Origin of the sequence: Dokdonia sp. MED134, assembly GCF_000152925.2 — a bacterium.
Lineage (GTDB): Bacteria > Bacteroidota > Bacteroidia > Flavobacteriales > Flavobacteriaceae > Dokdonia.
Genome location: NZ_CP009301.1, coordinates 2189400 through 2205318, shown reverse-complemented (window position 1 = coordinate 2205318; position 15919 = coordinate 2189400). Strand labels below are relative to the sequence as shown.

Annotated in this window: 12 protein-coding genes; 7 read left to right on the top strand and 5 right to left on the bottom strand. The window is 39.0% G+C overall.

Annotated elements, in window-relative coordinates:
- Positions 1-106 precede the first annotated feature (106 nt).
- Both MED134_RS09720 and MED134_RS09715 read left to right on the top strand, forming a co-directional pair.
- The gene (locus tag MED134_RS09720) at positions 107-3508 is read left to right on the top strand and encodes a T9SS type A sorting domain-containing protein (protein WP_038598359.1); all 3402 of its coding nucleotides are present in this window, start codon (positions 107-109) and stop codon (positions 3506-3508) included.
- Positions 3509-3612: 104 nt separating this feature from the next.
- Positions 3613-5673: a M13 family metallopeptidase gene (locus MED134_RS09715; RefSeq protein ID WP_038598356.1), complete on the top strand. Its 2061-nt coding sequence runs from the start codon at positions 3613-3615 to the stop codon at positions 5671-5673.
- Positions 5674-5770: 97 nt separating this feature from the next.
- Here the strand turns inward: MED134_RS09715 and MED134_RS09710 are convergent, their stop codons facing one another.
- Positions 5771-6574, bottom strand: coding sequence for an SDR family oxidoreductase (locus tag MED134_RS09710; RefSeq protein WP_038598354.1), 804 nt, complete (start codon positions 6572-6574; stop codon positions 5771-5773).
- Positions 6575-6611: 37 nt separating this feature from the next.
- Positions 6612-8975 carry a M28 family peptidase gene (locus MED134_RS09705; protein WP_038598352.1) on the bottom strand — a complete coding sequence of 788 codons (2364 nt, stop codon included), beginning with the start codon at positions 8973-8975 and terminating at the stop codon, positions 6612-6614.
- Between the two features lie 121 nt (positions 8976-9096).
- On the opposite strand from MED134_RS09705, the gene MED134_RS09700 reads away from it, so the two are divergent.
- Positions 9097-9561, top strand: coding sequence for a CBS domain-containing protein (locus tag MED134_RS09700; RefSeq protein ID WP_035326448.1), 465 nt, complete (start codon positions 9097-9099; stop codon positions 9559-9561).
- Position 9562: 1 nt separating this feature from the next.
- Here the strand turns inward: MED134_RS09700 and MED134_RS09695 are convergent, their stop codons facing one another.
- Genes MED134_RS09695 through MED134_RS09685 form a run of 3 tightly spaced genes read right to left on the bottom strand, consistent with a single transcriptional unit; the run spans position 9563 to position 11514 of the window.
- On the bottom strand, positions 9563-10090 hold the full coding sequence (locus tag MED134_RS09695; protein ID WP_038598349.1) for a GNAT family N-acetyltransferase: 528 nt from the start codon (positions 10088-10090) through the stop codon (positions 9563-9565).
- Between the two features lies 1 nt (position 10091).
- Positions 10092-10442 (bottom strand): hypothetical protein, encoded by a 351-nt coding sequence (locus MED134_RS09690; protein WP_038598346.1) that lies wholly within the window; start codon positions 10440-10442, stop codon positions 10092-10094.
- Between the two features lies 1 nt (position 10443).
- A complete protein-coding gene (locus MED134_RS09685) occupies positions 10444-11514 on the bottom strand; it encodes an isoaspartyl peptidase/L-asparaginase family protein (protein ID WP_038598343.1) in 1071 nt (356 codons plus the stop codon).
- Between the two features lie 201 nt (positions 11515-11715).
- Between MED134_RS09685 and MED134_RS09680 the strand changes: the two genes are divergently transcribed.
- From MED134_RS09680 to MED134_RS09665, 4 genes are all read left to right on the top strand, one after another.
- Positions 11716-12213: a CAP domain-containing protein gene (locus tag MED134_RS09680; RefSeq protein ID WP_038598340.1), complete on the top strand. Its 498-nt coding sequence runs from the start codon at positions 11716-11718 to the stop codon at positions 12211-12213.
- Positions 12214-12337: 124 nt separating this feature from the next.
- The gene (locus MED134_RS09675) at positions 12338-12874 is read left to right on the top strand and encodes a 3-hydroxyanthranilate 3,4-dioxygenase (protein WP_038598325.1); all 537 of its coding nucleotides are present in this window, start codon (positions 12338-12340) and stop codon (positions 12872-12874) included.
- 185 nt (positions 12875-13059) lie between these two features.
- A complete protein-coding gene (locus MED134_RS09670) occupies positions 13060-14613 on the top strand; it encodes an aldehyde dehydrogenase family protein (RefSeq protein ID WP_038598323.1) in 1554 nt (517 codons plus the stop codon).
- A gap of 122 nt (positions 14614-14735) precedes the next feature.
- Positions 14736-15899, top strand: coding sequence for an MFS transporter (locus tag MED134_RS09665; RefSeq protein WP_038598321.1), 1164 nt, complete (start codon positions 14736-14738; stop codon positions 15897-15899).
- The last annotated feature ends 20 nt before the right edge of the window (positions 15900-15919 follow it).

Below are 15919 nucleotides of genomic sequence, written 5' to 3'. Positions count from 1 at the left end.
TTTTAAAGGTTATCTTGATATTATGTAGATTTTTTGTTGGTTTTATAGAGAAATAATTGTGTAAAATACATTTACTGCATTATATTTATCGCCTAATAAAACTACAATGAAAAAACTACTAGTACTAGGTCTTTGCCTAGTTGCGGGAGTATCTGTTGCTCAAATAGGTACATCTGCCCCGTGGATGGAAACTTTTAACAATCCTAACCGAACCACAGAACCCACTTTTCAAGAAATTGTAAATGCTTTTGAACTGTATTGGGAAGACAAAGATGAGACCGTAAAAGGAAGCGGTTACAAACCATTTAAAAGATGGGAATCTTTTCACCAAAATTATCTTAATGATGATGGTACCGTAATGACTCAAAAGCAACTTTGGGACGTATGGCAAGACGTAAACAGCTCTTCACGAGCGGCACAAACAGATGAGAGCGATTGGGTAAACATAGGCCCTCTTACTCATACTAATACAGGCTCTTGGTCTGCAGGCCAAGGGCGTGTAAACGCGATGGCTGTAGACCCAGCAAACCCTGCTGTTATTTATATAGGTGCTCCAGCTGGAGGTATCTGGAAGTCTACAGACACAGGCGCAACGTGGACACCTCTTACAGACCAACTACCACAAATAGGAGTGTCTGGTATCGCTATTGATCCTACCGATAGTAATATCATATACATTGCCACTGGTGATGATGATGCTGGTGACTCTACAAGTATAGGCGTGATGAAATCTACAGATGGTGGTGTTACTTGGAACACCACAGGTCTTAATGAAAGTAATTCTCCTTTAACAATGAATGAGATTTACTTTGACCCTGCAGACAATAAAACACTATGGCTTGCAACTAGCGATGGTGTTTATAAAACGACAGATAGTGGTCTAACTTGGGAAAACAAAATCACAGGCGACTTTGACGACTTAAAAGTAAAACCAGGAAGCTCTGATGTGCTGTATGCAGCTACTTCAAATAGAGTTTATAGATCTCTAGATGCTGGAGATACTTGGACAAACATATCTGCTGGAGTCATTACTGGCGCAGCAAGACTCGTACTAGATGTAACCCCAGCAAATCCAGAAGTACTCTATGTGTTTAGATCTGATTCAAGTTTTGGTTCTGGATCAATATTTAAATCTACAGATAGTGCAGATAGCTTTATAGAAACTTTTACTGGAGGTCAAGATATTTTCCAGAGTACACAAGCCTGGTTTGATATGGCATTTGCCGTTTCAGACACAAATGAAGACGAAATTTACACAGGAATACTAAATGTATGGAAATCTACTAATGGTGGCGCAAACTTCACACAACTTAACGACTGGAGTTCACCAAACCAAGCAGCATATACCCACGCAGACATTCATAACCTACGATTTATAAACGGAACTCTTTATTGTGGGAGTGATGGTGGTATTTACACATCTACAGATGGTGGCGCTAGTTTTACAAGCATTACAGATGGTCTAGCAATAGGACAATTTTATAGAATAGATGTAGCTGCTACAGACGCTTCTCTTATTTCTGGAGGATTACAAGATAACGGTGGTTATGCTCGCCTTAACGAGCAATGGCAAAACTATTATGGAGCAGATGGAATGGAGAATGTATTTGATCCAAATGACCCAAACAGAGTTTACGGATTTATACAAGGTGGCGGTGGTCCTTATTTTTCAAATAATGGAGGAGCATCACTCGCAGGAGCTTTTAGCGCTCCAGAAAATGGTAACTGGATAACACCTCTAGCCTTTGCAAAAGATAGTAGACTATATGCGGGATATACTAGTCTTTATGAATTAGATTTTTGTTCTAATACTTGGGTACAACGTTCATCGTCTTTTGGTACTCGTATTGATTACCTTGAGACAGACCCAAATGATGAAGAGGTAATGTATGTAGCGGTTGATAATCAACTATACAAAAGTTCTAACAGCGGTGATAATTTTGCTTTTGTGACTAACTTTTCAAATAATATATCTTCACTTGAAGTGAAAAATGGAGATAGCTCAACATTATATATTGTTACCGCTGGAACCTCAGGTAAAGTATATGAAGCAAACATTACAGGCACAGACATTACGGCAACCGAAATAACCGGCTCATTACCTAACATTCCTAAACTAGTTATAAAGCATCAAAACTTACACTCAGAAAACCCACTATATCTTGGTACAGCACTTGGAGTTTGGAGATATGATGATGTTACAAACGACTGGGAGACCTTTGATAATGGATTACCTAATACTGCTGTACGTGACTTAGATATTAATGAATCTAATGGTATTCTTACGGCAGCTACCTACGGTCGTGGCATCTGGCAAACTAACATAGATACAGAGCCCATAGCGCTAGATATCGCTACTACTTCATTAGCACCTATAGGTAATCAAGCCCTCTCTTGTGAAGAAATCCCTACAGAACTTACTTTTATAAATAGTGGTACAGATGTAGTTACAACTGCGACCATAAATTATCAAGCTGGTGGTATTTCAAATTCAATAGATTGGTCGGGATCACTTGCATCACAAGAGTCTACTACAATTGAGTTGCCAGTGCTAGGTCTCTCTACAGGGACATATGAGCTTGTGGCAGAAGTTATATTAAATGGTGATCAAGTAGTAGATAATAATGACTCAAGAACCATTCTAGCTGTAAATGCAGTAGGCGAAGGCGATCTTATAAATGACTTTGAAACAGAAGAAGATGCACTTCTTATACTTACCGAAAATAGCAATGCAAGTAATTGTGACTCTAGTAACACAACCTGGCAAAGAGGGATCCCTTCGGGCCCAGCTCTTAATCAAGCAGCATCTGGTCAGAATGTATATGCGACTAACTTAGGTGGTGATCACGGTGATAATATCAAAGAATTTTTAACTACTAAATGTTATGACATATCTGCACTAGAAGTACCTCAAATTTCATTTCAGATGGCTTTTGAGCTAGAAAATGATTGGGATATTATGTATATGGAGTATACTACAGATAATGGCGTTACTTGGAATATATTAGGAACAGCAAATGACCCTAACTGGTATAACAGTGATACCTTACCGGGTAACAATTGCTTTAACTGCCCAGGAGCACAGTGGACAGGTGACAACGACACATCGCTTAACGAGTATAGCTATGACCTTACCGCCTTTGCCGCAGAGACCAGTATGATCTTTAGATTTGTTTTCCACTCAGATCAGAACACGGTGAGAGAAGGTGTATTATTAGACGATTTACAAATAGGTCTTGAGCCACTTGCTATAGATGAGGTTTCTATTTCAGGTCTTAGCATTCACCCAAATCCCTCAAATGGCGTCTTTAACATCAACTGGTCTCAAGGAACTCCGCTTACTATAGAAGTTTATGACATCTTAGGTAAGGTAGTGGTAAAACCTATTACAACCGCTGCAGGTGAGACTGCCTATCCATTAGATATGAGCTCATTTGCCACCGGTTTATATTTACTTAAACTCAATACAGGTACAAAGCAAATAACCAAAAAGCTGATACGCAACTAACTAATCAAGCCCTCTTAAAAGAGGGCTTTTTGTTTTATTAACTTTGTAACAATCCAAAATTAATAACGTCTTATTCAGATATAATTTCAAACACTCATAACACTATGAAACTTTATAAATCGGCTGCAATTGTAGCCTCTTGCGCACTTACTCTGGTAAGTTGTAAAACAGAAGGTCCAAAAGACAAAGCCAAAACAGAAGAAATTCCAGGTATCGTACTTGAAAATATGGATACTTCTGTAACTCCTAATCAAGACTTTTACAACTACGTAAATGGCTCTTGGATGAAAAACACAGAGATACCTGATGATCGTACAAGCTGGGGAGGCTTTTCTGTACTACGTAAATCTACAGATGCAGATGTTCTTGCTATACTTGATGAAGCAGAAAAAAGTGGGATGTACACTGCTGGCACAGACCAAGCAAAAGCACTAGCAATCTTTAATACAAAGTTAGATACGCTTGCGCGAAATGAAGCCGGATTAAAACCATTACAGCCAGCACTAGATGATATTGCCGGTGTTACAAACCTCGCAGAGTTACAAACCGTACTTGCTACAAACCCTGCAGTATCTTCTCCATTTTTAAGTATAGGTGCTGGAGCAGATCTTAATGATAGCTCAATGAATACTGTTTATCTAGGCGCAAATGGTTTAGGTCTTCCAGACCGTGACTATTACATCTTAGAAGACAGTAAGTCTAAAGAGATACGTGTAGAGTACAAAAAGCACATCGCAAGAATGTTACAAATGCTAGGTGACTCTGAAGTAGATGCCACAGCAGCTGCAGAAAAAATTCTTGAGATGGAGACTGCACTTGCTATACCTAGACTAGATAAAGTAGAAAGCCGTGATGCTCGTAACTTTAACAATCCACGTTCTGTAGAAGAGGCAGATGCAATGCTAACATCTGTAGATCTTAAAAAGATGATCAAAGACTTGGGTATCAAAAAAGAATTTGACACCCTCACGGTAACACAGCTTAAGTATACTGCAGCCTTAGACAAATTTTTAAATAACACATCTATTGAAGATATAAAAACACTCGTACGCTGGGATACTTTTAATAGTGCTGCCGGTAGACTAAGTACTGATGTTGAAACAGCAAACTGGGAGTTTTATAGTAAATACCTAAGCGGTGCAAAAAAGCAACGCCCAGCAGATGAGCGTGCGCTTGCAACTGTAAACGGTACCGTAGGAGAAGCTCTAGGGCAGCTATATGTAGATGCAAAGTTTCCGCCAGAGGCAAAAGCAAAGGCAGAAACAATGATTGCAAACGTGATTGATGCTTACAAAAACCGTATCCAGAATTTAGACTGGATGGGAGAAGAGACTAAAGAAAAAGCAATCGAAAAGCTTGATAAATTTACAGTTAAGATTGCATATCCAAACAAGTGGGAAGATTACTCTACAATGGAGGTATCTGCAGATAAGACCTATTTTGAAAATATGACAGCAGTAGGTAAATGGGGTCAACTTAAAAATTATGAAGATATAGGTGAACCTGTAGATAAATCTAAGTGGGGAATGTCACCACAAACGGTTAATGCATACTTCAACCCGCTTAACAATGAGATTGTTTTTCCTGCAGCAATATTACAGCCACCATTTTACAACTACACGGCAGATGAGGCTGTAAATTATGGAGGTATAGGTGCCGTAATAGGTCACGAGATTTCACACGCCTTTGATGATAGTGGAGCACGTTTTGATGCAGAGGGTAATCTAAAAAACTGGTGGACAGAGTCAGACCTTGAGGCTTTCACAAAACGTGGTAATGCACTTGCAGAACAATACAGCAATGTAGAAGTACTAGACAGCGTTTTTGTAAACGGTAAGTTTACACTAGGTGAAAACATAGGTGATCTAGGAGGAGTACTAGGAGCTTATGACGGTCTTCAGAAATACTATGCAGAAAATGGACGTCCAGAAAACATAGACGGCTTTACGCCAGAACAACGTTTCTTTATGTCTTGGGCAACCGTATGGAGAACTAAGAGCCGTGATGAAGCTTTAAGAACACAAATCAAGACAGACCCACACTCTCCAGGTATGGTGCGTGCTGTACAACCTTTACTTAATGTAGATGCTTTTTATGAAGCATTTGATATAAAAGAAGGAGATGCAAATTACCTAGCTCCAGAAGATAGAGTGCGTATTTGGTAATACAAACGCTTTATAAACTTAAAAAACCGTCTCATTAGGGACGGTTTTTTTATGCTTTCGCGAAAGCGTACTTAAACTATTTAATGGTTATAGCAATCTATAAATCAACCTGAAACTCGTAGTTCAAAACGGGTTTTACAACTACACTATTTACCTCTTTAAACGTGGCTGTATCCTCGTCTATGTACTCTGGAGGCTCAAGACCTAGTTCTTGTGCTTGCTGTGTATAATATTCCTTTTTTGACGGGTGGCTAGGTGCAACGGCATTTATAATATGGCCGAAGGCGTCCTGCTTTATAATAGCCATTAAAATGCCTATACAATCATCTCTATGAATCATATTTACGGGAGCCTTACCATTAGTAAGCCCCTTACGACCGGCAAGAAACTTAACAGGGTTTCTACTACCTCCAAAGAGTCCTCCAAAACGTACTACGGTGGTCTTAAAAGCACTGTTATTAAAGAAAATTTGCTCTACATCGTGTAATTGTTTACCAGCATTAGTCTCAGGTCTAGGCGCGATTTTTTCTGTAACTACTCCCTGCGAGTCATCATATACTGAAGTGCTACTTACTAGAATAACTTTTTCTATTTGTGATTTTTCTACTTGATGTAAAAAGTGAGCCATTTTAAGTGCATAATTCGCTCCAGTATTTCTACGTAGCCCTGGAGGTATCATTATCATAAGCACATCGGTATCAACAAGCAAGGTGTCTACAAGTCCAGACACACCTGCCTCTGCTAAAACAACTGGGTACGCTGTAATGCCACTTTTTGTAAGTGCTTTTGCCTTCTCTGTATCTGTGACGCTACCTTTTACTTGGTAACCATATAATTTGAGATGTGATGCTAGTGGTTGCCCTAACCAGCCTAATCCTGCAATAGTTATTCTTTTAGTCATATGTGTCCCATTATCACGGGGATTTTAAAATACTGTACTATTCTTGTACCTGTAGTGTGTCACTTTGTGGAGTGGCAAATGCCAGCTCATTTATGTTAATCGCGCGCTCTATAATAATGGCATCATTTACGACAAAGGGTTTAGGCATCATCGTTTCTGGTCTGGCAGATACTGTGAATTTTGAATTTTCTAATAAGTCAAAAGAGTATTCTCTAAAACTTATTTTTGGATCTACTCCGGCAGGCACCACAAAACTAAATTCAAGCTCCTCATCTGCTCCCATATAATAACTTAGTAGAGCATTACTCCATCTCTTCTTATATAAAGATGCCGTGCTATCTGGCTTATATTCTTTTTTATTATAAGATAGCATTTTAAACGGCGTATTCTTATCTGCAAAGAGACGTATTCTATTAATACGTCGCTGTGGTCTTATGCTCAACGTTACCTCTCTATTTCCATCTACAACCTCATCTTTTTCTTTGATAATGATAGTTTTTTCAAGGTCTATAACAGAGGTTTCCTTTGCATAGCTAAAGGAGGTATTATACTTGCCTCCAGAAGCATTTGTGATATACTCACTGGCAGCTTTGGGGTTAGACCCTAGATATCCCTCTACCCAACTATCTATATAATCATCATAGGTGACCCAGTAAGCATTACTATCACTATCATTGTGGTAATATAATAAGCTATTAGGCTTTTGCCTCTCTTCTGTATAATCAGACTTTGCGTGTGCTACTCCTAAAAATACAAACGTAAGTATTAAACCTATATAACCTAAAAAGCGCTTACTCTTGTAATAGCCTATTACGGGTAATGATAAACCAAATACTAGCACTGTAAAAAGTATAGAAATCCAGTATGCAGATGGTCCTAAGCCCACAGGGAAAAACTGGACTAATGGTGAAAACACAAATAATGCTGGCGCTACCAGTAAAAGCATTAATATAACGCTTGGTTTCTTTTGCTTAATCATTACAAAAAAGGCAACAAGACCAAATAATAATGGAATAATAAAGTAACCAGCCCCTTTAAGATATATAGCGACCATCATATTTATAATAACCCATAAAGCAAGTGGGGCTACATAAGTACTTGCTGTATGTTCTAGTTTACATAAACGACTATATACGCCGAAGCTAAACGCTAGTGACATCATCACAAAAGCAATCGTATACCAGTGACCATTATAAATAAATACTGGCAACATATCATTATACTGAGGGTATAATGATGGCATTAACCACACAAATATTTGTAGAAGTAGTAAAGCACATCCTAGGGAAATAAAAAGTGCTAAAAAACCTCGCCCTACAGGACCTCCCCTTAACTTTTTATCTCTAAAACCTTTAATTAATAAAAGTATGAACACTACCAAGGCAATAATAGCCATAGGTAATACCCAAACAAACGGATATGAAACAAAAGTAAGTAGTGGTGTGTCAAAATATACCCTATCCTCACTAGATTTAATGCTAGATAAATCTACTTGAGCAAAGTGCTTGATAAGCGGCAATAAGTACTGTCCTTGATGCTCAAGTGTGCGCGGGTCAAGATTATCTACAGTATCATTTACCGTATGATAATTATAATGACTGTCTATAAAAGCAAAGAAAAAACCTGGTATATCACCATCTTCACGGAGCACTGTAGAGTCTGTATCATTAGGTAGCATTTTATATATACTATACATTAATGATGTAGCCACGGGGTACTCAAGTCCAGCCTTCTCAAACTCTTTAATGAGATTTTCATTACCCCCATTAGTCTCCACAATCATATTAGAAGGTCCAGAAGAGCCTCTAGCTTCAAAGTTTAAGGCAATACCCACATCTTTTGCCCAAGGGTGTTCTTTTACAAATAACGTAGCACCGTCTAGACCTAACTCTTCAGAGTCTGTAAATAGCACGATAATATCATTTTCTGGCTCAACTCCAGCTGCTAGATAGGCTCTTAAACTTTCTAACACAGTCACCACTCCAGACCCCGCATCGCTCGCCCCGTGAGACTTACTATGCGGAGCACTATCATAATGCGACATTAATAATACTGCCTTACCCGTGCCGGTTCCTTTATAACGTGCCACTATGTTTTTTGGCTTTACTAAGGTACTTGATCCCCACCAAGAGTCTAGTACATATCCCTCTTGCACAGAAGACTCAAGACCTAGTTTCTTAAGCTCATCTATAATATACCCACGCACTTCTGCGTGTGCAGATGACCCTACGTAGTGAGGTTTTTGAGAGATTACTTTGAGTTGGCTCATTGCACGTTCTGTAGAGAACTCAGTGAATGGTACATCTCCAGAAGATGCCGTCTCTGGTAAAAGCGATTTAAAGCTTAACCACACAAGAAAGAGGAGTACAAATAATGAGAAGAAATGTTTAAGGCGCTTCATTTGTTATTGGTTTGGTGCTTGTAAAATACAAATTTATAGGTTTGGAGTACGCTTTCGCGAAAGCGTAACACAACTTATTAAATATAAATGACTAACTTTAAGACAACAAAATCAGATAGTTATGGCAATTAAAAGTTTTATGGGTAAACGTGCAAAAGAAGTAAAAAGCACTGCAACAGATATAAAAGTAAGCGATTATATGAGCCGAAAACTCATCACCTTCTCTCCAGATCAATCTGTTCTTGAGGTGATGAATAGTCTTATAAAGCATAAAATATCTGGTGGTCCCGTGGTAAATGAACAAAATGAACTACTAGGGATAATTTCTGAGGGCGACTGTATGAAGCAAATCTCAGAGAGTAGATATTATAATATGCCTATGGATAATATGAAAGTGAGCAATCATATGGTGTCTAATGTAGATACTATAGATGGCAATATGAATGTTTTTGATGCGGCAAATAAATTTTTGGAATCAAAACATAGACGGTTCCCTATAGTTGAAAATGGTAAACTAGTAGGCCAGATAAGCCAGAAGGATGTCCTTAAAGCTGCTTTAGAGCTTAATGGTCAGACTTGGAAATAGATTACATTGATTTTTCAAACCAGGCCAACTCTATATTTTCTGGCTCGTAGATAAAATTATCTTTGCGCTCTAGTCCTATTTTCTCTAGTACGCGGCAAGAAGCACCGTTGTCCAGCTCTGCCATACCGCACAGTTTTTTACCAGCATAGTTTTTAAAAAAGTAATCTCTAGCGGCGATAGATGACTCTGTTGCATAACCCTTACCCCAGTATTGTGGCATAAAGCGATAACCTATATCATAAAAATCTGTATGACCGTTCATCTCATTTTCAAAATTCATTTTTAAGCCGGTCCACCCTATCCAGTCACCGGTAGATTTTTCGATGGCTGCCCAGCGGCCTATACCGTAAGTTTCATACTGCATACGTATGTAATCTACATATGCCCTTGCTTTACCCATACAACTTATAGGCTTATTGCCTAGATATTTATGTACCAGAGGATCACTGTCCAAGCGATACATATCTCCTGTATCCTCTATGACAATCTCCCTAAGGATTAGGTTTTTAGTTTCGGCATAGATTTTCATATTAATTCTTTCTTTTTACGAGTGCGTAAAAGTCACCATCTAGCGGTAAATATCCTTGGTCATATATAAAGTAGTATATAGTACCTGCTTTAGTCGTGTAAATGCTTGTAAAATAATTAAAGTCAAAACCCGCTGCGTTTAGTTTTGCCTTAGTTGTTTTTGTCTTTTCCTCAGGATTGAGTTTTTCAAGTATACGGTAGTTTTTGCGCAACCTGTTATTTATGTTGCGCATCATATTTTTTGAGTCCTTATTCTGGCTGTTGTTGCGAGCATTGCGACAAGAAGAACTACAATACTTCTTATCTGCTCTACCTATAATTTTATCTCCACATTCTGGACACGTTCTATCCATACTAGTTGTTCTTATAGATTTTTATATCTATCTCTCCTGCGGCATTCATATGTGCGCGGTACATACCTGCTGTATTAAACTCCATCGCTACATTTCCATCTCGGTCTATAGATACAATTCCTCCAGTACCGCCTAGCTCTGTAAGCTTTTTCTGGATTACCTCTTCTGCCGCTTCTTGTAATGTAACTTCCTTATACTCCATAATAGCAGCGATATCGTGTGCTACCATACCACGCATAAAAAACTCTCCCCATCCTGTACTACTTACCGCACAACTTGCATTATTTGCATAAGTGCCAGCTCCTATAATAGGAGCATCTCCTATACGGTTATACCTCTTATTTGTCATTCCTCCTGTAGAGGTGCCTGCTGCGAGATTACCATACTTATCTAGTGCTGCACAACCTACGGTACCATATTTACTATCCTTTATAAAAGGATCCATAAAAGTCACTTTATTATCTAAGTCGTGATCGAGTTGCGTTTTTTCTTTATCTATTATTTTTTGGAGCGATTTATACCTTCTCTCTGTATAAAAGTAAGATGGATCTACTATCTCAAGTCCTTGTTCTGCAGCAAACTGCTCTGCTCCTTTTGCACTGAGCATCACGTGCTCAGACTTGTTCATTACAGCTACTGCAAGGTCAATGGGGTTTTTTACAGTAGTCACACCAGAGATAGCTCCCGCATTAAGGGTATTACCATCCATAACGCTAGCATCTAGCTCATTTGTACCATCGTGTGTAAATACAGCACCCTTTCCAGCGTTAAAAAGAGGGCTATCCTCCATAATATTAATAGCAGCTGTTACTGCTTCCATACTCGTGCCTCCATCTGAGAGCACCTTATGACCCGCTCTTGTAGCCTCATCAAGTTTTGCTCGATATGCCCTCTCAAGAGAGTCGGTCATATTTTTTTTAAGAATGGTACCTGCTCCTCCGTGTATAACAAGACCAAACTTTTGATCTGCAGGTATAGATGATGCACTAACCTTATCCTCTTTTTCCTTAACAGGCATATCGCAAGAACATACAATTAAAGACAACATAACAAGGGTAACTAACTTTTTCATAGGCTTTTACTAAAATATATAGGTCTAATATAAGGAGAAAGAAGCATTTGAACGGCTTAAAAGTGATGAATACAGACACTTCCTACTTGTAAATTTTAAAAAAAACTACATTTTTTGTGTATTTCATCGATTAAATACACAAAGTATACGATTAAGTGCAAATTATTTTTATCTTGCAGTCATAACTCATAACCCCAAATTATGAAACTGATTAACCAAAGTCTCTGCATTTTTGCAGCAATGCTACTTATCTGCTCTTGCAGTACCGATCCAATTAACGAGTCAGAAGACCTGACTTCTAATCTTGAAGCTCCAGTTGATGTTGAAAACGACATCGAATTAGCCCAGGAGGTTCTTGCAGTATTAAATGCCCATAGGGCAACTTTAGGTCTTAATGAACTTCAATGGCACAACTATTCTGAAGATCTTGCTGTAGGTCACTCTAATTATATGGTGGTACAAAGCCAGCCTAGTCACGATAACTTCTATGAGCGTTCAGCAATGTTACAACAAAGCGGTGCTCATATAGTAAGCGAAAACGTAGCATACGGTTATATGGACGCAGAATCTGTAGTACAGGGATGGTTAGGGAGCCCAGCACATAAAGAAGCACTAGAAGGTGATTACACACATACAGGTATAGGTATCGTAAAGAATGAGATGGGTATCCCATATTACACACAACTATTCTTTAGATAACATAAAAAACCCCAAATCTTTTGATTATCATCCCCACCTGCTTAAGTAGGTGGGGATGTTTTTTTTACGCTTTCGCGAAAGCGTACTACTTTTTGTACTTTTATAGTAACTAAATAAGACACATATGGCCATAGCACCTCCCTTTAATTTAAATAAATGGATAGAAGAAAACAGAGACCTTCTTAAACCACCCGTAGGCAATAAAAATCTTTACAAAGACGCTGGTGACTACATTGTTATGATTGTAGGTGGACCAAATGCCAGAAAAGACTATCACTATAACGAGACCGAAGAACTCTTTTTTCAACTAGAAGGACACATTGAAGTGCACGTACAAGATGAAGGTGTAAAGCGCACGATGAAACTAGGTCCTGGTGATATGTACTTGCACCCAGCTGGGGTACCGCACTCACCAGTGCGCCACGACAACTCAATAGGACTCGTAGTAGAACGTAAAAGACTAGACCTAGAAGGAACAGACGGTCTTTTATGGTACTGTGATAATTGTAATAACAAACTACACGAGGTATACTTTAAACTGCACGATGTAGAAAAAGACTTCCAGTCACATTTTAAGGACTTCTATAATAGTGAGGAGCTTAGAACGTGCAACAACTGCGGTACGGTGATGGAAGTAGATGAACGTTTTACCGCAGATTGATAAAAAAACAGAATAATTTTTAGGGTGTATTTAATAATACACCCTTTTTTATGGAAACCTTTGAATTATTCTTAGATTTGACTCACATAGACATCTCATAAAAGTTTGAGAAGTATAAATAGAAATTAACCCTTGAGTAAGGCAACTTTACTGGTTTTCTTATCTCAGTTATTCATAAAAAAACGATGAGCACAGTAGCAAAAGATTTTGGAATGGACGAAGCGATGAAAATCCTCGGACTTTCTGCCATAAACGAAGGAACCTCAACGGGTCAAAAAAACTTTGGTAACGGTGAGATTATTGAATCACACTCACCAGTAGATGGTCAACTTATAGGTAAAGTAAAAACCACTACAAAAGAAGATTATGAGACGGTAATGAGTGCAGCTACAGCGGCGTTTAAAGATTTTAGAACAATGCCTGCTCCTGCTCGTGGAGAACTTGTACGTCAGTTTGGTAACAAGCTACGTGAGGTAAAAGAACCACTAGGAAAACTTGTTTCTTACGAGATGGGTAAATCATATCAAGAAGGTCTAGGTGAAGTACAAGAGATGATAGACATCTGTGACTTTGCGGTGGGGCTATCACGCCAGTTACACGGTCTTACAATGCACTCAGAAAGACCAGGTCACAGAATGTATGAGCAATACCACCCACTAGGTGTGGTAGGTATTATATCTGCCTTTAACTTTCCTGTAGCAGTATGGGCTTGGAACACGGCTCTTGCTTGGGTATGTGGTGATGTATGTGTATGGAAACCATCAGAAAAAACACCGCTTTGTGGTGTTGCTTGTCAAAACATTATCGCAGAGGTGCTCAAGGCAAATGATATGCCAGAAGGTATCTCTTGTCTTATAAATGGAGATTACAAAGTAGGAGAAATGATGACCACAGATAAGCGTGTACCACTAGTATCTGCTACTGGATCTACACGTATGGGTAAGATTGTATCTGCTACTGTAGGAGAGCGTCTAGGTACATCGCTACTTGAACTAGGAGGTAACAATGCTATAATTGTGACACCAGATGCAGATATTAAGATGACCGTTATAGGTGCCGTTTTTGGAGCGGTAGGTACTGCAGGACAAAGATGTACATCTACACGTCGTCTTATCATACACGAGTGTGTGTATGATACGGTAAAAGATGCTATTGTAAAAGCATATGGTCAACTACGCATAGGTAACCCACTAGATGAAAACAACCACGTGGGGCCACTTATAGATACAGATGCTGTTGCAAATTATAATAACGCCCTAGAGCGTGTGGTAGCAGAAGGTGGTAACATCATTGTAGAAGGTGGTGTTCTTACAGGTGAAGGTTATGAGAGCGGTTGCTATGTAAAACCAGCAATAGCAGAGGCTAGTAATGAGTATGAGATTGTACAGCACGAGACATTTGCTCCTGTCTTATACTTATTAAAATATACTGGAGACGTTATAGATGCACTAGAGTTACAAAATGGTGTAGCACAAGGTCTATCTTCTGCAATTATGACTAATAACTTACGTGAGGCAGAGCGTTTCTTAAGTGCGGCAGGATCAGACTGTGGTATTGCAAATGTAAATATAGGTACCTCTGGTGCAGAGATAGGTGGAGCCTTTGGAGGTGAGAAAGATACAGGTGGAGGACGCGAGTCTGGATCTGATGCTTGGAAGGTATATATGAGAAGACAAACTAACACTATAAACTATACCACAGAGCTTCCGCTGGCACAGGGTATCAAGTTTGATTTATAGATTATACTCTTTATAATTATTAAAAACCGTTTCTTTTATAGGAGCGGTTTTTTTATGCTTTCGCGAAAGCGTCACCCGGACAAAAAAGCTATCTTTCTACCACAATAATTACGAGATCACATTTGAAGCCGGCACGACATATTTTACCTACCATTGTTTTTGCACAATTTTGTGGCACGTCATTATGGTTTTCTGGTAATGCGGTGATGCCTGGGCTCATAAGTGATTTTTATCTTAATCAAAATGCCGTAGCACATCTTACAACTGCTGTACAGCTAGGGTTTATAGTAGGTACGCTTTTATTTGCCGTTTTTGCCATTGCAGACAGATTCTCTCCTTCTAGAGTATTTCTAGTTTGTGCGACCACGGGCGCTCTGTTTAATGTTGCTATGATTTGGCAGGGTAACACGCTCTCTACACTACTCTTATTGCGATTTCTCACCGGTTTTTTTCTAGCCGGAATATATCCTATAGGGATGAAAATAGCAGCAGATTATTTTGACAAAGGACTGGGTCGCTCGCTGGGATATCTAGTAGGTGCTCTTGTGCTAGGCACCGCTTTTCCTCACCTGCTGGGCGATGTGCTATCTAGCATCTCTTGGCAAACCGTGATGATTATTACCTCTTGTACTGCAGTATTTGGCGGGGTTTTATTACAATTATTGGTGACAGACGGACCATACAGAAAGGCCGGAAGCGCCTTAAGCTTTAAACAGCTAGAAGATATATTTAAAGATCCTAATTTTAATAAGGCCGCACTAGGATATATAGGTCATATGTGGGAATTATACACCTTCTGGACGCTGGTTCCTGCCATTCTCATCATCTATCTAAAACAACATCCAGAAACGAGCTTATCTGTAAGCTTGTATTCATTTATAATTATAGGTGCCGGCTCCATTGCTTGTATAGCTGGTGGATATCTATCACAAAAAGTAGGAGTTCAAAAAATGGCAAAACTCTTTTTACTCTTGTCTGGTATGTGCTGCCTTATAGCGCCGTTGTTATTAAGCACAGCATATTACCCAGTTGTCATTGCGTTTCTCATTTTTTGGGGTATGGTCGTCATTGCAGACTCTCCGCTTTTTTCTACACTCGTAGCCCAGCGAGCAGCCCCATCTGTAAAAGGTACCGCTTTAACAATGGTAAATTGTATAGGATTTGCGATTACCATCATAAGTATACAGACACTTGTGTTATTACAGAACTTTATGCCACTTATGTATGTCTTACCACTTCTCGCTATAGGTCCCGTTTTTGGGCTTCTAACTATGAGAGATAGATAATTATTTCTTTTTACGCTTTC

Coding starts and splice junctions, on each gene's coding strand:
- MED134_RS09705 (WP_038598352.1), bottom strand. CDS start 8,975: ATGAAGCGCCTTAAACATTTCTTCTCATTATTTGTACTCCTCTTTCTT.
- MED134_RS09675 (WP_038598325.1), top strand. CDS start 12,338: ATGGCCATAGCACCTCCCTTTAATTTAAATAAATGGATAGAAGAAAAC.
- MED134_RS09690 (WP_038598346.1), bottom strand. CDS start 10,442: ATGGATAGAACGTGTCCAGAATGTGGAGATAAAATTATAGGTAGAGCA.
- MED134_RS09685 (WP_038598343.1), bottom strand. CDS start 11,514: ATGAAAAAGTTAGTTACCCTTGTTATGTTGTCTTTAATTGTATGTTCT.
- MED134_RS09715 (WP_038598356.1), top strand. CDS start 3,613: ATGAAACTTTATAAATCGGCTGCAATTGTAGCCTCTTGCGCACTTACT.
- MED134_RS09695 (WP_038598349.1), bottom strand. CDS start 10,090: ATGAAAATCTATGCCGAAACTAAAAACCTAATCCTTAGGGAGATTGTC.
- MED134_RS09670 (WP_038598323.1), top strand. CDS start 13,060: ATGAGCACAGTAGCAAAAGATTTTGGAATGGACGAAGCGATGAAAATC.
- MED134_RS09700 (WP_035326448.1), top strand. CDS start 9,097: ATGGCAATTAAAAGTTTTATGGGTAAACGTGCAAAAGAAGTAAAAAGC.
- MED134_RS09680 (WP_038598340.1), top strand. CDS start 11,716: ATGAAACTGATTAACCAAAGTCTCTGCATTTTTGCAGCAATGCTACTT.
- MED134_RS09710 (WP_038598354.1), bottom strand. CDS start 6,574: ATGACTAAAAGAATAACTATTGCAGGATTAGGCTGGTTAGGGCAACCA.
- MED134_RS09720 (WP_038598359.1), top strand. CDS start 107: ATGAAAAAACTACTAGTACTAGGTCTTTGCCTAGTTGCGGGAGTATCT.